General features: G+C 70.6%; 13 protein-coding genes. 7 read left to right on the plus strand and 6 right to left on the minus strand.

What is annotated here, in order from left to right; all coding sequences use genetic code 11:
* The first annotated feature begins 21 nt into the window (after positions 1–21).
* Genes ACIPEK_RS03135 through ACIPEK_RS03155 form a run of 5 tightly spaced genes read left to right on the plus strand, consistent with a single transcriptional unit; the run spans position 22 to position 5,900 of the window.
* Positions 22–1,356: a YhfT family protein gene (locus tag ACIPEK_RS03135; protein ID WP_401989938.1), complete on the plus strand. Its 1,335-nt coding sequence runs from the start codon at positions 22–24 to the stop codon at positions 1,354–1,356.
* 35 nt (positions 1,357–1,391) lie between these two features.
* A complete protein-coding gene (locus tag ACIPEK_RS03140; protein ID WP_401989940.1) occupies positions 1,392–2,348 on the plus strand; it encodes a phosphotriesterase in 957 nt (318 codons plus the stop codon).
* A gap of 2 nt (positions 2,349–2,350) precedes the next feature.
* Positions 2,351–3,466 (plus strand): aminotransferase class V-fold PLP-dependent enzyme, encoded by a 1,116-nt coding sequence (locus ACIPEK_RS03145; protein ID WP_401989942.1) that lies wholly within the window; start codon positions 2,351–2,353, stop codon positions 3,464–3,466.
* Positions 3,467–3,468: 2 nt separating this feature from the next.
* Entirely contained in the window at positions 3,469–4,632 is a 1,164-nt protein-coding gene (locus ACIPEK_RS03150; RefSeq protein ID WP_401989944.1) for an alanine racemase, read from the plus strand.
* A 26-nt stretch (positions 4,633–4,658) separates the two neighbouring features.
* Positions 4,659–5,900, plus strand: coding sequence for a phosphopentomutase (locus ACIPEK_RS03155; protein WP_401989946.1), 1,242 nt, complete (start codon positions 4,659–4,661; stop codon positions 5,898–5,900).
* 59 nt (positions 5,901–5,959) lie between these two features.
* On the opposite strand, the gene ffh is transcribed toward ACIPEK_RS03155, so the two are convergent.
* The 5 genes from ffh to ACIPEK_RS03180 form a co-directional block, all read right to left on the minus strand.
* On the minus strand, positions 5,960–7,510 hold the full coding sequence (ffh, locus tag ACIPEK_RS03160) for a signal recognition particle protein (RefSeq protein ID WP_401989949.1): 1,551 nt from the start codon (positions 7,508–7,510) through the stop codon (positions 5,960–5,962).
* 234 nt (positions 7,511–7,744) lie between these two features.
* A complete protein-coding gene (locus ACIPEK_RS03165) occupies positions 7,745–10,207 on the minus strand; it encodes a [protein-PII] uridylyltransferase (RefSeq protein ID WP_401989952.1) in 2,463 nt (820 codons plus the stop codon).
* A 29-nt stretch (positions 10,208–10,236) separates the two neighbouring features.
* Positions 10,237–10,575, minus strand: a complete 339-nt coding sequence (locus tag ACIPEK_RS03170; RefSeq protein ID WP_093899110.1) for a P-II family nitrogen regulator — start codon at positions 10,573–10,575, stop codon at positions 10,237–10,239.
* Positions 10,572–11,930, minus strand: coding sequence for an ammonium transporter (locus ACIPEK_RS03175; protein ID WP_401989955.1), 1,359 nt, complete (start codon positions 11,928–11,930; stop codon positions 10,572–10,574). Before ACIPEK_RS03175 ends, ACIPEK_RS03170 begins: the two co-directional genes overlap by 4 nt.
* Before the next feature lie 370 nt (positions 11,931–12,300).
* Positions 12,301–13,776, minus strand: coding sequence for a hypothetical protein (locus tag ACIPEK_RS03180; RefSeq protein ID WP_401989958.1), 1,476 nt, complete (start codon positions 13,774–13,776; stop codon positions 12,301–12,303).
* A 422-nt stretch (positions 13,777–14,198) separates the two neighbouring features.
* Here ACIPEK_RS03180 and ACIPEK_RS03185 point away from each other — a divergent pair, with 422 nt between their 5' ends.
* On the plus strand, positions 14,199–14,858 hold the full coding sequence (locus tag ACIPEK_RS03185) for a bifunctional DNA primase/polymerase (RefSeq protein WP_401989961.1): 660 nt from the start codon (positions 14,199–14,201) through the stop codon (positions 14,856–14,858).
* Between the two features lie 359 nt (positions 14,859–15,217).
* On the opposite strand, the gene ftsY is transcribed toward ACIPEK_RS03185, so the two are convergent.
* Positions 15,218–16,429 (minus strand): signal recognition particle-docking protein FtsY, encoded by a 1,212-nt coding sequence (gene ftsY / locus ACIPEK_RS03190; protein WP_383077705.1) that lies wholly within the window; start codon positions 16,427–16,429, stop codon positions 15,218–15,220.
* A gap of 108 nt (positions 16,430–16,537) precedes the next feature.
* Between ftsY and ACIPEK_RS03195 the strand changes: the two genes are divergently transcribed.
* Positions 16,538–17,938 carry a purine-cytosine permease family protein gene (locus tag ACIPEK_RS03195; RefSeq protein WP_401989964.1) on the plus strand — a complete coding sequence of 467 codons (1,401 nt, stop codon included), beginning with the start codon at positions 16,538–16,540 and terminating at the stop codon, positions 17,936–17,938.
* Positions 17,939–17,995 lie beyond the last annotated feature (57 nt).

A 17,995-nucleotide genomic window follows, 5' to 3' on the forward strand; every position in this document is an offset into this window, starting at 1 on the left:
CCGGGCACGAAGGAGTGATTCGTGAGCACCACACTCGCCGCCGGCACCAGCCTTGATTTCACGCTGGCCCAGCAACTGACCGTCATAGCCCTCTGTGCGCTGACGGCGTACATCTCGCACATGGCTCTGGCCGTCTTCAACGACGGCGTACGTCCGTTCCTGCTGGACTTCATCCAGGGGCGCACCACCCGCAGTGCGACGACGGCTGTCTCCTTCGGCCTCTCCGCCGGGTTCATCTTCGGACTCGGCGCCCCGATGGCACTCTCCACCGGTGTGCTCAACCCGTGGCTCGTCTTCCTGCCCACCGACATTCTCGGCATGCTGGCGCCGAAGAAGTGGCTCGCGCCGATCCTCGGCGGCGCCTGGGGCGCGGTCGTCGTCTTCGGACTGAACGGCGCCAACAACGTCGCGCACGACCTGCCCGTCGACTTCATCACCGCCATGCAGCAGATGTCGACGCCGATCCTCTTCCTCTTCACGCTGTTCCCGGTGCTCGCCATCACCAAGCAGTTCGGCCGCAAGTGGGGCGCCATCTCGGGAGTCCTGGAACTCGCTCTGGTGGTCATGACCATGAAGGTCTGGCCGAAGATGTTCGCCGGGGCGCTGGCCATGGCCGTCGGCGTGCTGATGCTGATCGCCCTGGCCGTCGCCAAGGACATGAAGCAGCGCAGGGCCGACCGGGCCGCGGGTGTCACCGAGGTCGTCCTGGAGGACGACCCGATGGCCTCGCTCTTCAGCGCCAGCGCGGCCCGCCTGCGCACGTACCTCCCGCTGTTCATGGTGCTCGGCGCCGGAGTCTGCGTGCTGGCGCAGATGCACATATTCGGCGGCGGCGAAGCGACCAGCTTCCTGATCGCCAAGGGGCAGTACGCCGAGGCCGCCCAGGTCGACTTCTACCGGGTCTTCGGCTTCATCCCGCTGATCGCGACGACCGCGCTGGCCTCCGGCGCGTACGGCATCGCGGGATTCACGCTGGTGTACCCGATCGGCTACCTGATGCCGAACCCGTTCCTGGCAGCGATCGTCGGCGCCGCCGTCTTCGCCGCCGAGATCCTGGCCCTCTCGTACATCGGCAAGGTCCTCGGCAAGCTCCCCAGCGTCCGTGACTCCTCGGAACACCTGCGCAGCGCGATCGGGGACACCCTGCAGCTCGCGATCCTCTTCGGCTCGCTGATGGCCGCCAACGCCATGGGCGGCGGACTCGGCATCCTCGTCGTCGGCGGGCTCTACCTGCTGAACGAGGCGATGGGCCGACCGGTCGTGAAGATGGCCGCAGCTCCCGCCGCGGTGATCGTCGGCGGCATCCTCCTCAACGTCCTGTACTGGCTCGACCTGTTCACCCCGATCAAGGGCTGAGGCCGGGTACGTACACGAAGAAGGAACCCCCCACGATGAACCACCCCGCACCGCCCGTCCTGCGCACCGTCGTCGGCGATCTCGCAGCCGATTCCGTGGCCGGCCCCGTCCTCGCCCATGAGCACCTCGTCCTCGATCTGGACCACAAGGGCGACGGCGCGGCCGTCCTCGACCCGGGACTCCACTCCGCGGCGGTCACCGCCGAGCTGGCCGCGCTGCGCGCCGAGTTCGGTCTCTCCCTCGTCGTCGAGCTGACCTGCCGCGGCATGGGCCGCGACATCCGCGCCCTGGCCCGCATCGCCCGGGACGCGCGGATCGCCGTCGTAGCCGCGACCGGCTGGTACTACGAGCCGTTCCACACCCCCGAGATCGACGGCAGCAGCGTCGAGGAGCTCACCGGCGCGCTCGTCCGGGAGATCGACGGCGGTATCGGCGCCACCGGCATCCGCCCCGGTGTTCTCGGCGAGATCGGCAGCCACGGCGACACCCCGACCACGCCCGAGGCCAAGGTGCTGCGCGCCAGTGCGCGGGCCGCCCTCGCCACCGGCCTCTCCGTCGCCACCCACGCCCAGCTCGGCCGCGGCGGAATCGCCCAGCTGGAGCTGCTGACCGGAGAGGGCCTGCCGGCCCATCGCATCAGCATCGGCCACCAGGATCTGCTCGACGACCCCGCCGTCCACAAGGAGCTCGCGGCGAGCGGGGCGTACGTCGCGTTCGACACCGTCGGCAAGGACGGCTACCAGAGCGACGACACCCGGCTGCGACTGCTGCTCGCCCTCGTCGAGGCCGGGCACGCCGACCGGGTGCTGCTCAGCTGCGACATCTCCCGCCACGGCTACCTCCTCGACGAGGGCGGCCGGGGGTACGGGCATCTGTTCCGGAGCTTCCTGCCCAAGGCCCGCGCGGCCGGTGTCGACGACGACCTGATCGACCTGATGACCCGCCGTAATCCGCTCCGCTTCCTGACCGGCGCCCGCGTGGAGGAGTTCTGACCATGAGCCCTGTACTTCCGCAGACCTTCCCGCTCGCGACAGTGGAGCTGGACGACGCGATCGCCGGACAGTTCCGGCTCCTGGAGGCCACCGCCGCGCACTTCGAGGGCCCCCAGCTCTTCGACGCGGACGCCGGAGTCGTCCCCGGTCTCGGCCGCCCCCGCACCACCGCCCGCGTCGAAGCCGTACTCGCGGACTTCTTCGGAGCCGAGGACGCCGCCTTCGTCCAGGGCGCGGGTACCGGCGCGATCCGCGCCGCCCTGGGCGCCGCCGTACGGGCGGGCGACCCGCTGCTCATCCACCGGGCCCCTGTCTACCGCACCACCGAGGTCACGCTGCGCGGCATCGGTGTACGGACCGTCGAGGTCGACTTCAACGACGCGCGGGCGCTGCACGAGGCCCTGGAGTCCGGCCGGTTCCGGTGGGCCTACGTCCAGCACACCCGGCAGCGGCTCGCCGACTCGTACGACCCCGCGGAGGTCCTCGCCGCCTGCCGGGCCGCCGGAGTCCGCACCCTCGTCGACGACAACTACGCCGTCATGCGCACCCCCGCCTCGGGAGTGGAGCTCGGCGCCGACGCCTCCTGCTTCTCCCTGTTCAAACTGCACGGCCCGGAAGGCGTCGGCATCGTGGTCGGCGCCCGCGATCTGGTCGGGCACATCCGCCGCGACAACTACTCCGGCGGCGGACAGGTCCAGGGCCATCAGGCGCTCGACGCCCTGCGCGCCCTCACCCACGTACCGGTCATGTGGTCCGTGCAGTCCCGGGTCGGCGCCGAGGTCGCCGAGCGGCTGGCGGCGGGCGAAGTGGACGGCGTCGCCGAGGTACGGATCGCCAACGCCCAGGACCGCTGCCTGCTCGTCCGCCTCGACCGGCCGGCCGCGAAGGAACTGCCCGCCGTCGCCGCCCGCTTCGGAGCCGCCCCCTACCCCGTCGGCTCCAACTCGCGCTACGAGATCGCGCCGCTCTTCTACCGGATGTCCAGCTCCGCTCTCGCCGACTCCCCCGAGCTGGCCGACTGGACCGTACGCATCAACCCGATGCGGGCGGGCGCGGATCTCGTCATCGACATCCTGCGCCGCTCGCTCGACGTGCTGAACGACCCGAAGGACGACTGACCGTGTTTCTCGACACCGTGCTCACCCGCAACCCCGAGCTCGTCGACGCCGCGGCCACCCTTCACCGGCGCGGCGAGATCCCGCCCGACACCTACGTGATGGACCTCGACGGCGTCGAGGCCAACGCCGCGCTGCTGGCGGCCGAGGCCGAACGGGTCGGCATCGGCCTCTGGTTCGTCGTCAAACAACTGGGCCGCAACCCCGAGCTGATCAGGGCCGTTGCCCGCCACATCCCCAAGTTCGCCGCCATCGACCCGCCCGAGGCCCGCACCCTGCACGCCGCGGGCGCACAGGCCGGCAACCTCGGCCACCTGGTCCAGATCCCCCGCCGCGCACTGCCCGAAATGCTGGCCTGGCGCCCCGAGACCGTCACCGTGTTCGACCTCGCCAACGCCGCGGCCGTGTCCGAGACCGCCGAGCGGCTCGGCTTCGTCCAGGACGTTCTCGTACGCCTCGAAGGCGCCGAGGGCGCCGTCTATCCCGGCCAGGAGGGCGGCGTCCCGCTCGGCCGCCTCGACTCGTTCGCCGAAGCGGCCGAGCAACTGCCCGGCATCCGGATCGCGGGCGTCACCGCCTTTCCCTGCCTCCTGTGCGACCCGGCGACCGGCATCCCCCGCGCCACCCCCAACTTCGCGCTCGCCCTCAAGGCCCGAGAAGTCCTGGCCGCCCGGGGACACGAACACCTGAAGCTGAGCGCCCCCAGCGCCACCTCGATGGCGTCCCTCCCGCTGCTCGCCGAACTCGGCGCCACCCACGGCGAACCCGGCCACGCCCTCACCGGCACCACCCCGCTGCACGCCCTCGACCCACGGCAGCCCGAGAAGCCCGCGTACGTGTACGTCAGCGAGATCGCCCACACCCTCGGCGACGGCCGCCCGGCGATCCGCGGCGGCGGCTTCTACGCCCGGTCCCACATCCGCAGCGCCCTGCTGCCGCGCACCGGCACACGCCTCGGCGTACAGGACGCACCCGCCGAGAACATCGACTACTACCGACTGCTCGACGCTCCCGCCGACGGCCGGGACGCCCGGCTCGGCGACACCGCACTGCTCGCCTTCCGTACCCAGATCTTCGTCACCCGCTCGACCGTCGCCGTCGTCTCCGGACTCGCCTCCGGCACACCCCGGCTGAGCGGGCTGTACGACGCCCAGGGCCGGGCCCTGTAAGGCCGACCCCTGAATAGGAGGCACCCATGGCCAAGACCGTCATCGTCGTCATCGACGGATTCGGCATCGGCGCCATGCCCGACGCGGGCACCCTGCGCCCCGGCGATCTCACCGCCGATACCTGCGGACACGTCCTCGACCACTGCCGCACGGCCCTCGGCCGGCCGCTGCGCCTGCCCGTGCTCGGCGCGCTGGGTCTCGGCCTGGTCCACCCGCACCAGGACCTCGCCCGCCGTACCCGTCTGCCCGTCGCCGCGGGCCGCGCCGCCCTCGGCTATCCCGGCGCCGACACCTTCGCGGGCCACCAGACGATGATGGGCGCCGACTTCAGCCGGGTCACCGTGGCCCGGCTCGCCGACCATCTGGCCGAGGTTGCCGCCGCCCTCGAAGCGGCCGGCCACCGCGTCGAACCGCTGGACGGCAAGCCGCTCCTCGTCGTCGACGGCACGGTCCTCGTCCACGACAACCTGGAGGCCGACCCCGGGATCAACTGGAACGCCTCCGGCCGCCTGGAGGACCTGTCCTTCGACGGCCCCGGCGGTATCCTCGCCGTCGCCCGTACCGTCCGAGCGGTCGCGCCCGTCGCCCGGGTCATCGCGGTCGGCGGCCACGCGGACGGCCCGCTGAGGCAGTTCGTACGCCCCGGCGATGCGGGAACCGTCGGACTCGACACCCCCGCCACCGGCTTCTACCGCAACGGCGGCCTGGAAGTTCAGCACCTGGGCGCCGAGCTCGACCACACCCGCCAGCTCCCCGGTCTGGCCGCCCGCGCCGGCATCCCGGTCACCCTGGTGGGGAAGGCCGCCGACATCCTGGCCTGCGAGGCGGCGCGGCGACACCCCGCCGTGAAGACCGCCGACGTGCTCTCCTACACCCTCGAAGCGGTACGCGCCCCCGGCGACGCGCTCGTCGTCGCCAACGTCCAGGAGACCGACCTGGCAGGGCACCAGCAGGACACCGAGCGCTACGGACACCTCCTGGAGCAGGTGGACTCCGGGCTCGCCGGGCTCGTGGCGCTGCTCGACAGCCCCGGCGACCGGCTGATCGTCACCGGCGACCACGGGAACGACCCCACGATCGGGCACGCCTACCACACCCGCGAGTACGTGCCGGTGCTGATCCACCGGCCCGGCACGGACGGCGTGGAACTGCTGCCGGACGCGGACAGCCTCGCGGATGTGGGCGCCACCGCCGCCGCGTCGCTGTCCCTGGACCCGGCGGGGCTGGCCAATGGCACGACGCTGCGGCCGGGACGGCACGCCGCATAGGAACATGCGCAGGGGGCGCCCACCGTCGGTGGGCGCCCCCTGCGCATGTCGTCGGGCGATCAGCCCATGAACTTCTTGAACTCGTCCGGCAGCTCGAAGTTCTTGTCCTCCTGCGCCGGCAGACCGAACGCACCGCCCTGCGCCGCCGCCTGCTCGCGACGGACCGCAGCGGCCTGCTCCTCGGCCTTGCGCTTCATCGGGTTGCCGCTCTTGCGCTTGCCCTTGGCCTGCTTGACCTGCTTCTTCTGCCGGCCGGGACCGCCACCCATGCCCGGCATCCCGGGCATCCCCGGCATGCCGCCGCCCTGCGCCATCTTCGACATCATCTTGCGCGCATCGAAGAACCGCTCCACCAGGTTCTTCACGGCGCTGACCTCGACACCGGAGCCCTTGGCGATACGGGCCCGGCGCGAACCGTTGATGATCGTCGGCTCGGCGCGCTCCTTCGGGGTCATCGACTTGATGATCGCGGCGGTGCGGTCCACGTCGCGCTCGTCGATGTTGTTGATCTGGTCCTTGATCTGCCCCATGCCGGGCAGCATCCCGAGCAGCTTGGAGATGGAGCCCATCTTCCGGACCTGCTCCATCTGGGCCAGGAAGTCGTCGAGCGTGAAGTCCTTGCCCTTGCTGGACGCCAGCTTGGAGGCCATTTTGGCGGCCTCTTCCTGGCTGAAGGTCTTCTCCGCCTGCTCGATCAGGGTGAGCAGGTCGCCCATGTCGAGAATGCGGGACGCCATGCGGTCGGGGTGGAAGGCGTCGAAGTCCTCGAGCTTCTCACCGTTCGACGCGAACATGACCTGCTTGCCCGTGACGTGGACGATCGACAGGGCCGCACCACCGCGGGCGTCACCGTCGAGCTTGGAGAGCACCACGCCGTCGAAGCCGACGCCGTCGCGGAAGGCCTCCGCGGTGTTGACCGCGTCCTGACCGATCATCGCGTCGACGACGAAGAGGATCTCGTCGGGGCTGACGGCGTCGCGGATGTCCGCGGCCTGCTGCATCAGCTCCTGGTCGATGCCGAGGCGGCCGGCGGTGTCGACGATCACGACGTCGTACTGCTTGGAGCGGGCGTGCTCGACCGAGTCCTTGGCGACCTGGACCGGGTCACCGACGCCGTTGCCCGGCTGCGGCGCGTACACCGCGACACCGGCGCGGTCGGCGACGACGCTGAGCTGGTTGACGGCGTTGGGGCGCTGGAGGTCACAGGCGACGAGCAGCGGGGAGTGGCCCTGGCCCTTGAGCCAGAGGCCGAGCTTTCCGGCGAGGGTGGTCTTACCGGCACCCTGGAGACCCGCGAGCATGATCACGGTGGGCGGGTTCTTGGCGAACCGCAGCCGCCGGGTCTCGCCACCGAGGATGCCTACGAGCTCCTCGTTGACGATCTTGATCATCTGCTGCGCCGGATTCAGCGCCTGGGCGACCTCGGCGCCGCGCGCCCGCTCCTTGACCTTGGCGATGAAGGACCGGACGACGGGCAGCGCGACATCCGCTTCGAGCAGGGCGATACGGATCTCGCGAGCCGTGGCGTCGATGTCCGCCTCGGACAAGCGGCCCTTGCCCCTGAGGTTCTTGAAAGTCGCGGCAAGGCGGTCGGAGAGAGTATCGAACACGGCGCTCGTCGGTCCTCAGGGTCGGGGGCAAATTGGATTCGGTACCCCAGGGTATCCGGCTCCGAAGAAACGATGCCCCCTGCCCGGGGGAAATCCCGGACGGAGACCGTGTCACACGAATCCCCGCGTGTGCGGGGAGCGGTCCTTGTCCATCCTTACGACCTGCCGGGCGGGCGGAACATCCCCGCATTCGCAGGGATCAACTGTTGATCCAACGATCGCGGCCGCCTCAGGTCACCCCTGAAGTGCGACCTCCACCGCCTTCGCCACCGCGACTGCGGTCTCGTCGGGCAGCGGCTCCCCGTCCGTATCCGTGACGTAGAAAGCGTCCACCGCGTTCGCTCCCAGCGTCGAAACATGCGCGCTGCGCACCCGTACCTCGCACTGCTCCAGCGCCCGGCCGATCCGGTGCAGCAGCCCCGGGGCGTCCTGGGCCCGTACCTCGATCACGGTCGCCAGCTGTGAGTCGGCCGCCGCGACCGTCACCCTCGGCGGCGGCGCCTTCATCCCGCGCCGCCTCGGATAGGCGGCCTCACGCTCGGCGAGGCGGGCCCGGATGTCGAGGGACCCGTCCAGCGCGCGTACGAGGTCGGCGCGGAGGCGGGTGGCCTGCGGCAGGGAGCCGTACTCGGCCGCGACCCGCCAGCTGAGCAGCAGCAGGTCGGCGGATTCGCCCTCACCGAGCTCGATGGGGAGTTCCACGGCCCGCAGATCGGCTGCTCGCACGGTGAGGCGGTGCAGGGCGAGGACGCCCGCCGCCGCGGGCAGCACGCCGGGGCGATCGGGCAGGGCGATGAGGAGTTCGACGCCGACGGGTTCCGGTTCGCCGTCCTCGTTCGGGGTCTCGGCCTGGGCGTGCAGGGCGAGGACGGGTTCGCCGGTGCGCAGGGCCTCGATGGCCAGGCGTTCCTGTTCGGCACTGGGGGCGGCGGGTTCCGGTTCCTCCGGGGCCTGGCCGGCGAGCACGGCGGCGACGCGTTTGACGAGGTCTGCGACGAGGGAGGCGCGCCAGGTGGACCAGGCGGCGGGCCCGGTGGCGAGTGCGTCGGCCTCGGTGAGGGCGTGCAGGAGTTCCAGGGTGGAGGTGGTGGAGACGGCGGTGGCGACGGAGCGCACGGTCGCCGGGTCGTCGAGGTCGCGGCGGGTGGCGGTCTCGATGAGCAGCAGATGGTGGCGTACGAGGGTGGCGATGACGCCCACGTCGTGCTGGTCGAAACCGATCCGGGCCGCCATGTCGCGGGCGATGACCTCCCCGGCGACGGAGTGGTCGCCGGGCCAGCCCTTGCCGATGTCGTGCAGGAGTGCGGCGACGAGGAGGAGGTCGGGGCGGCCGACACGGCGGGTGAGGGAGGAGGCACGGACGGCCGCTTCGACGAGATGGCGGTCGACGGTCCAGGTGTGGACGGGGTTGCGCTGGGGGCGGCAGTGGACGCGTTCCCAGTCGGGGAGCAGCCGGGTGATCAGTCCTTCGGCTTCGAGTGCTTCCCAGACGGGGACGGTGGCCTCGCCCGCGCCGAGGAGGGTGACGAGTTCCTCACGGGCCTCGGCGGGCCAGGGCACCGGCAGCGGGCGTGCGGCGGTGGCGAGGTGGCGTACGACGTGGCGGGAGAGCGGGAGTTCGGACTGGGCGGCCGCTGCGGCGGCGCGCAGTACGAGCACGGGGTCACGTTCGGGGCGGGCGGAGCGGGCGAGGACGGCTTCGCCGTCGGCCTCGACGACGCCCTCGGCGAGCGGGGTGCGTTCGGTGGCGGCGGTCTTGCCGCCACCGAGAATCGCGCGGAGCCGGGGGCGCGCCGAGCGGGCGCGCAGGACGCGGTTGACCTCGCGCCAGGTGACGTCGGTTGCGTAGGAGACGGTGCGGGCGGCCTCGTACACCTGGCGGAGCAGGGCGTCCGCGTCGAGGAGACCGAGGGCGGTGGCGACCTGGTCCTGTTCCTGAAGGGCGAGGCGGTCGGTGGCACGGCCGGTGGTGAGATGGAGCGCGTCGCGGGCGTCGAGGAGGACGCGGCGGGCTTCGGCGAGTCCTTCGCGGGGGGCGTCGGCCACCCAGGAGGCGGCGACGGCGCGCAGGGCGGTGGCGTCGCGCAGTCCGCCGCGGGCCTCCTTGAGATCGGGTTCGAGGAGGAACTGGAGCTCGCCCTGGCGTTCGGCGCGTTCGCGGCAGAGCTCATCGAGGGCGGGGAGGCGTTTGGGAGCCTGGTTGCGCCAGTCGGCGAGGATCGCGGTGCGCATGCCGGCGACGAGGCCGAGGTCTCCGGCGACGGGCCGGGCGTCGAGCAGTCCGAGTTGGACCTTGAGGTCCTCGCCGGCCGCTCTCCGGGCTTCGGCGGGGGTGCGTACGGAGTGGTCGAGAGCGAGGCCGAGGTCCCAGACGGGGTACCAGATGTGGTCGGCGAGGGAGGCGATGGCCCCGGCGTCGGCGTTGCCGTCGTGCAGGAGCAGGAGGTCGAGGTCGCTGCGCGGGGAGAGTTCGCCGCGGCCGTAGCCGCCGACGGCGACGAGGGCGGCGCCGCGGACGCCGGTCTGTTCGGCCGCGGCGGTGAACAGCGTGGTGAGCCAGTCGTCGGTGAGCGATGCGAGGGCCGCACGGCGCGGCGGCCCGGACTGCGCCTTCTCCTGGAGGAGGCGCAGCCGGGCCGCCGCGTAGCTGCTGGGTTCCGAGTCATCGGATTCGGTGGTCGCTTCGGTGCTCGTCACCCGGCTGCCTTTCGTTTCGGGACCGCGGGTCAGAGTGCGTCCGGGCCGCGTTCGCCCGTTCGTACGCGAATCGCGGTGTCGACCGGCACGCTCCAGACCTTGCCGTCACCGATCTTGCCGGTTCGGGCGGCCTTCACGACAACGTCGATGAGCTGTTCGGAGTCCTCGTCCTCGACAAGGACCTCGATACGGATCTTGGGGACGAGGTCGACGGTGTACTCGGCGCCCCGGTAGACCTCGGTGTGGCCGCGCTGACGCCCGTATCCGCTGGCTTCCGTGACCGTGAGGCCCTGGATGCCGAAAGCCTGGAGGGCCTCCTTGATCTCGTCGAGCCGGTGTGGCTTCACGACTGCGGTGATGAGCTTCATGCGTCCACCTTCTTCGTCTTCGGTGCTGCCGTCGTGCCCGGTGCCGTTGAGGAGGCCGTGGTGCGCAGGGCCGCGCCGCCGCCCGCTCCGCTGAAGTCGTACGCGGTCTCGGCGTGTTCGACCTGGTCGATGCCGGAGATCTCGTCGTCCTCGTCGACCCGCATCCCGATCGTCTTGTCCAGGAGGAAGGCGAGGATCGCGGAGACGACCAGAGAGTACGCGAGGACGGCGAAGACACCGACGGCCTGCTTGCCGAGCTGATCGAGGCCGCCGCCGTAGAAGAGGCCCTTGGCGTCGGACTGGACACCACCGGTGGCGAAGAAGCCGATGAGGAGGGACCCGGCGACACCGCCGACGAGGTGGACGCCGACGACGTCCAGGGAGTCGTCGTAGCCGAACTTGTACTTCAGGCCGACTGCCATGGCGCACAGGACACCGGCGATGGCGCCGACCGCGATGGCGCCGAGCGGGCTGACCGCGCCGCCGGAAGGCGTGATGGCGACAAGGCCCGCTACCGCGCCGGAGGCCGCACCGAGGGTGGTGAAGGAGCCGTGGCGGAGTTTCTCGTAACCGAGCCAGGCGAGCATCGCGGCAGCGGTGGCGACCTGGGTGTTGACGAACATGACCGCGCCGACGCCGTCGTCGTTGCCGAGCCACGAGCCGGCGTTGAAGCCGAACCAGCCGAACCAGAGCAGTCCGGCACCGAGCATGACGAGCGGCAGGCTGTGCGGCCGCATCGGGTCCTTCTTGAAGCCGACGCGCTTGCCGATGACGAGGATCACGCCGAGCGCCGCGGCACCTGCGTTGATGTGGACGGCCGTGCCACCGGCGAAGTCGATGACGCCGAGCTCGAAGAGCCAGCCGCCCGCGCCCCAGACCCAGTGGGCGACGGGGAAGTAGACGACGGTGACCCAGAGCGTGATGAACAGGGCCCAGGAGGTGAACTTGACCCGGTCGGCGAGGGCGCCGCTGATCAGTGCGGGGGTGATGACGGCGAACATCAGCTGGAAGACGGCGAAGACGTAGACGGGGATCGTGTAGCCGTCCCAGAGCTGGGTGATACCGATCCCGCTGAGGCCGACGTAGTCCGAGTTCCAGCCGATGACGGAGCCGATGTCGGTGCCGAAGGCGAGGCTGAATCCGTAGAGCACCCACAGGATCGTGACGATCCCGAGGCTGATGAAGCTCATCATCAGCATGTTGAGGGTGCTCTTGACGCGGACCATGCCTCCGTAGAAGAAGGCCAGGCCCGGGGTCATGAGCATCACCAGGGCGGAGCAGATGAGCATGAACCCGGTGTTGGCGGCAGACAGCGTCGGGGCGTCTGCGGCTAGCGTCGTGATGCCTGGGGGCATCGGCGTCTCCTCGTCGTCGGTGCGGCCGCGTGCGGGCGATAGGAGCGGGACCACGTGCGGGACCACTGGGGAAAGGGTGCGGGCCGGTTATGCGCCATGAGATTCGCCCAGCACGGTTTCCGTCGGTGCCGCACGGTGTTTCGCGGTAGTGACGAAGAGGTCCGGTGTGTTACGTCGCCATGAACCGGCCGCGGCGTATCCGGGGCCGGGCCTACTCTGCGGGCGCGGCCGCATACGGTGCGGTTACGACTCTCCCGTACGGGAACGGCAACGCGAACCGGCCACGCCGACCACCCGCTGACCTGGCAATTGGGGGAGCCGAAGTCGGTCTGTGCGGGGTGGTCGCCGTGGCCGGGGCCTGGGGTGCGGCTCAGACCGCTTCTGCGGTCTCGGGCAGCTGCTCGGTGAGGAGATCGGTGAGCCTGGCGACTTCGGGAATGTCCCCGAAGTCCCTGGCAGCGGTGTCGACGGTCTTGCGGAGCCGGGTGTTGACGCGCTCGGAGCGGATCTTCTTGGCGACGCGCAGCGCCTTCTCGGCCAGCACCGCGGACTGCTCGGGCTCGCGCTGGAGGAGGTGGACGGTGGCGAGGCCGACCAGGTTGAGCGCGTAGGACCGCTGGTGCTCGTCGTCCTCGCCGAAGAGCTGGACGGCCCTCTTCATGGGACGTTCGGCGAGCGTGGCGTACGTGGGGCTGCGGCCCGCGACATAGGCGAGGTCCCGGTACGAGTGGGAGTTCTCACCGTTGAGCTCGGCCTCGGAGAAGAAGCGGATCCAGTCGGGCTCGGGCTCGCCGTCGATCCCGACATCGAGGAAGGTGTCCTCGGCCATCCGGACGGCTCGTTTGCACTTGCTGGGCTGGCCCATGTTGGCGTAGGCACGAGCCTCCATCGCATACAGCATGGCCTGGGTGCGCGGAGTGGCGCAGTCGCGGCTGCCGTACTGCGCGAGATGGATCAGTTCGAGGGCGTCGTCGGGCCGTCCGAGGTGGATCATCTGGCGGCTCATGCTGGACAGAACATACGAACCGAGCGGTTTGTCGCCGGCCTCTTTCGAGGCGTGGAGCGCGAGAACGAAGTACTTCTGTGCGGTGGGCTGGAGGCCGACGTCGTAGCTCATCCAGCCCGCCAGCTCCGCCAGTTCGGCCGCGCAGCGGAAGAGCCGCTTCGCGGTGGCCGCCGGCTGCGGTTCCTGCAGCAGGTCGGTGACCTCGTGGAGTTGACCGACGACGGCCTTGCGGCGCAGTCCGCCGCCGCACTGCGCGTCCCACTGACGGAACATCGCGGTGGTCGACTCCAGCAGGTCGAGCTCGGGGCCGGAGAGCCGGGAGGGCCGGCGGGCCGCAGCGGCCGACTCCGGCTGTGCGGGTCCGGTGGCGGCGACGGGCACCAGCCAGCGCTGCATGGGTTCGATCAGGGCGGGTCCTGCGGCGAGCGCGAGCGAGGAGCCGAGGAATCCGCGGCGGGCGAGCATGAGATCGCTGCGGGAGAACTCGCTGAGCAGGGCGACGGTCTGCGGACCCGCCCAGGGCAGGTCGACGCCGGACACGGACGGTGACTGATGCGCCGCGCGCAGTCCGAGGTCCTCGATGGCGACGACGGAGCCGAAGCGCTCCGAGAAGAGCTCGGAGAGGATGCGCGGGATCGGCTCGCGCGGCTGTTCACCATCGAGCCAGCGCCGCACCCGGGAGGTGTCGGTGCTGATGTGGTGAGCGCCCGTCTGGCGCGCCCGGCGGTTCACCTGCCGCGCCAGCTCACCCTTCGACCAGCCGCTGCGCACGAACCATGAGCCCAATTGTCCGTTGGGGCGCTTACCGGCATTCGTATCGCCTGCGCCGCTGCCACTCACTGGAACGCCCCCATCCGCTGAATACTGTCGCGCGAACCACTATCAGATTGCCCTGATCCGGTGCTGCCCATACGGAGGTTGCGCACGATCGAACAGGAAATCGGATTGCCTCCGGCATACCCATGGGCGCACATAGTTCCATGGTTCGCGTACCGACGGTAATCCTACGATCACCGCCTCTGCGAGGGCGATTACAGAAACGCCACCATTCGCCACCCCTTCGAATGAACGCCACCACCGTCGGGCGCGATTCACTTGACACACGGCGATCGGCAGTGGGCGCAGTGACGCACGACGGGGCGCATGGAACACGCCGCAAGACTCCGAGTGCACCGGCGCGCCACGGATCGACAGTGACGATGGAGCGTCACGATCGGACTCCGCGTCGTAACCACTGGCGAGTCGGACACGTTGGAGGGGGCATGGGCTTCACGATCGGCGGCATCCGCGAGATGCGTACCGGCTCACGGCGCCGCGGCCGTGCAGCCGAGTGCACGGCAGTGGCCGAGTACACAGGGCTGTGGGGCTGGGCCGTCGCGCCGGGAGCGCGGACAACGGCCGGCCGCTGCTCGTGCGGGGAGGCCAAGTGCTCCTCCCCCGGCGCCCATCCACTGGACTTCGCCCTCGAGGTCCCCGCAGGGGCCACGCTCGACGCGGCGGCGGACGCCTGGGCCCAGGTGCCGGGCGCCTCGATGCTGCTTCCGGTGGGCCGCACCTTCGACATCCTCGACGTCGCCGAAGCGGCCGGGCGCCGGGCCCTGGTCCGCATGGAGCGGATGGGGCTGCCACTCGGCCCGGTCGCGGTGACACCGGCCGGGCGCGCGCAGTTCTTCGTGGCCCCGGGTGCCGCCGCCGAGCTCCCGCAGCTGCTGTACCGGATGGGCTGGGACGACGCGGGTCTGGACCTGCGGGCGCTGGGACCCGGCTGCCACATCACCGCCCCGCCGTCCGAGGAGGGCGGCCTGGGCCCGGTCCGGTGGCTGCGCCCGCCGGTGCTGGACACGGCGGCCGCACCGCCGCAGGCGCGACTGCTGCTGGGCACGCTGGCGTACAGCTGCCATCGCGCGCCCCTTTGCGGCTGAGAGCCTGTCGGGTGACGTCCGACCGGGCGGCCACGTCCTGGCAGGCACGCTTCCCGCGTTGTCGTCAGTCACCGACTCCCCCATAGCTGAAGGCATGGGGGGATCCCCTTCGCGTCGATTCCCTCCTCCGCCTTGGAATCGCACGCACCAGACCGCGTCCGCCACCCGATCGGAGGTCACCCGACAGGCTCTGAACCGCCGCCGCTTTCGCGGAGGTGAGGTCCCGCCGTCGGGGTTGCTCAACCGGTGGCCGTTGTCAGACGCAGAGCCCGACAGCCCCAGCCGCAGAGCCCGACAGGACGAAGAGCCCGACCGCAGTTGCATCATGCGGTCGGGCTCTGTTGTCGGCGCGCGAGGCGTCAGTCTCCGATCAGGGCGTCCACGAACGCCTCCGGCTCGAACGGAGCCAGGTCGTCCGGTCCCTCACCGAGACCGACCAGCTTCACCGGTACGCCCAGTTCACGCTGGACGGCGATGACGATGCCGCCCTTGGCGGTGCCGTCCAGCTTGGTCAGCACGATGCCGGTGATGTCGACGACCTCGGCGAACACCCGGGCCTGTACCAGACCGTTCTGTCCGGTCGTGGCGTCGAGGACGAGCAGGATCTCGTCGAGCGGTCCGTGCTTCTCGACGACGCGCTTGACCTTGCCGAGCTCGTCCATGAGTCCGGTCTTGGTGTGCAGCCGTCCCGCGGTGTCGATGAGGACGACATCGGCGCCCTCGGCGATCCCTTCCTTCACCGCGTCGAAGGCGATCGACGCCGGATCGCCGCCCTCGGGTCCTCGCACGGTGCGGGCACCGACGCGCTCGCCCCAGGTCTGGAGCTGGTCGGCGGCGGCGGCCCGGAAGGTGTCGGCGGCGCCGAGCACGACGCTGCGGCCGTCGGCGACGAGCACCCGGGCCAGCTTGCCGGTGGTGGTGGTCTTGCCGGTTCCGTTGACGCCGACGACCATCACGACACCGGGGGTGTCGACACCGCTCTCCGTCTTGACCGCACGGTCGAAGTCGGTGCCGAGCAGGGTGAGGAGCTCCTCGCGCAGCAGCGAGCGCAGCCCTTCGGGGGTACGGGTGCCAAGAACGCGGACGCGTTCACGGAGCCGCTCCACCAGTTCCTGGGTGGGTGCGACGCCGACGTCGGCGGTGAGGAGGGTGTCCTCGATCTCCTCCCAGGTCTCCTCATCGAGGTTGTCGCGGGACAGGAGCGTGAGCAGCCCCTTGCCGAGGGAGTTCTGCGAGCGGGCGAGCCGGGCACGCAGCCGCACCAGACGGCCCGCAGTGGGCTCGGGCACCTCGAGGGCGGGGGCGGCGGGCGCCTCCGGCTCGACGGCCTCGGGGGCTTCCTCGGCGGGAGCCTCGGCCGAAGGGGGACCGACCTCCTCGATGGTGCGGCGCGGTTCCTCGCGCGGCGTCTCGGCTTCCTCGCCGACACGGGGTTCGGCGGGAGGAGTGATGGTCGGCGTGCTCGACGGTGCCGGGGGCAGCTGCTTCTTCTTGCGGCTGCTGACCACGAGCCCGCTGATCACGCCGACCGCGACCAGGGCGATGACTACAGCAAGGATGACGAATTCCATAACCCACCCAGTATCAGTCACGTCCGCCGCGGGGGCCGCCCCGAAGGATCACCCTCGAATCCCTTTGAGCGTTATGCACCTTTTGGCGGTAAAGGTACGATTCTGCCCGTGGAGACCCGTGGCCTGGAACCCGTCCCCGACAGCGAGCGCACCGGCCGGGTCCGGACCCTCTTCCCCACCTGGGTCGGCGCGAACCTGACCGTACTGCTGCTCACCATGGGTGCAGGGCTCGTCGTCTTCAACGGGCTGAACTTCTGGCAGGTGCTGGCCGTCGCGATCGCGGCGCCGGTCATCGGTTTCGGACTGGTCGGCCTGGTCTCGATCGCGGGCAAGCAGGGCGGGGCTCCCGGCATGGCACTCTCCCGGGCTGTCTTCGGCCAGCGCGGCAATCTGCTGCCCGGCGCGCTGATCTGGGTCGCCCGCTGGGGCTGGGAGACGGTGAACGCGGTAACCGGCACCTACGCCCTGCTCGCCGTACTGAATCTGCTCTTCTCCATCGAGAGCAGCAACACCCTGATCATGGCAACCCTGCTCGCCTTCGTGGGGAGCAGCTTCCTGGTGTCGGGGCTGGGCGTGCGCGCCCTGCGGGTGTGCTGCACCTGGTCGGCATATCTCTTCGGGGGCTTCAGCGTCCTCGTACTGATCCACCTCATCGGCCGGACCGAATGGCGGGATGTCCTGGACAGGCCCGCAGGCCCCACGGCGATGATGATTGCCGGAGTCGGCACACTGGCGGCCGGCGGGATCAGCTGGGTTCCGACCGGCCCCGACTTCGCCCGCTATCTGCCGCGCTCCGCGTCCGGCCGGGCGATGATCGCGGCGACCGTGGGCGGCGCCGGGATCGTGTTTCTGCCGATGGTGCTGATGGGATCCGTGATGGCGGTCGCCACGCCGGGCCTGGCCGTCACCCGGGACCCGGTCTCGTTCATCGGCCCCCTGCTGCCGGACTGGCTCTCGGTGCCGTATCTGCTGATCGCCGTGGTCGGCATGGTGCTGATCAATGCGATGTCGATGTATTCGGCCGGATTCACCGCACAGACGCTGGGATTCATGATCCCCCGCGCGTGGGCGGTCGGGGTGAATGCCGCCATCAGTCTGTTTCTGAGCTCGTTGCTGATGATGACGGCGGCGGGCTTCCTGGATTCCTTCGTCTCTTTTCTGACGCTGCTCGCGGTGACGTTCTCGGCATGGATCGGCGTCTTCGGCGTGGATCAGCTGCGGGGGCGTACGTACGATCCCGCGGCGCTCCTGGACACCACACCGGCGAGCGCCTACTGGTATACGGGGGGTTTCGCCGTGACCGCCGTGGCCGCGTGGACCGTGGGCCTGGTGGCGGGCCTGCTCTTCACCGGCGTGGAGTGGTTCTCCGGCCCGCTCGCCGCCACCTGGATCGGGCGCCACGGACTGGGCTGGGCGGCCACGATCGCCGTGTCCGCCGCGCTGTACGCGATCCTGCCGCGTCCCGCCGGTCGGGAACGGCCCGGAGACGTCGTACTCCTACACTTCTGACGCCACGTCAGCTAATGTCCCGCCTCGCCGAGTTCGCCCGACGCAGGGGACAAGTGT

It is taken from the genome of Streptomyces sp. NPDC088246 (genome assembly GCF_044741025.1).
Taxonomy (GTDB): Bacteria; Actinomycetota; Actinomycetes; order Streptomycetales; family Streptomycetaceae; genus Streptomyces.

Excerpts from the sequence above, each read along its gene's own strand:
- ftsY (WP_383077705.1), bottom strand. The coding sequence starts at position 16,429 with ATGGAATTCGTCATCCTTGCTGTAGTCATCGCCCTGGTCGCGGTCGGC.
- ACIPEK_RS03175 (WP_401989955.1), bottom strand. The coding sequence starts at position 11,930 with ATGCCCCCAGGCATCACGACGCTAGCCGCAGACGCCCCGACGCTGTCT.
- ACIPEK_RS03185 (WP_401989961.1), top strand. The coding sequence starts at position 14,199 with ATGGGCTTCACGATCGGCGGCATCCGCGAGATGCGTACCGGCTCACGG.
- ACIPEK_RS03155 (WP_401989946.1), top strand. The coding sequence starts at position 4,659 with ATGGCCAAGACCGTCATCGTCGTCATCGACGGATTCGGCATCGGCGCC.
- ACIPEK_RS03145 (WP_401989942.1), top strand. The coding sequence starts at position 2,351 with ATGAGCCCTGTACTTCCGCAGACCTTCCCGCTCGCGACAGTGGAGCTG.
- ACIPEK_RS03140 (WP_401989940.1), top strand. The coding sequence starts at position 1,392 with ATGAACCACCCCGCACCGCCCGTCCTGCGCACCGTCGTCGGCGATCTC.
- ACIPEK_RS03170 (WP_093899110.1), bottom strand. The coding sequence starts at position 10,575 with ATGAAGCTCATCACCGCAGTCGTGAAGCCACACCGGCTCGACGAGATC.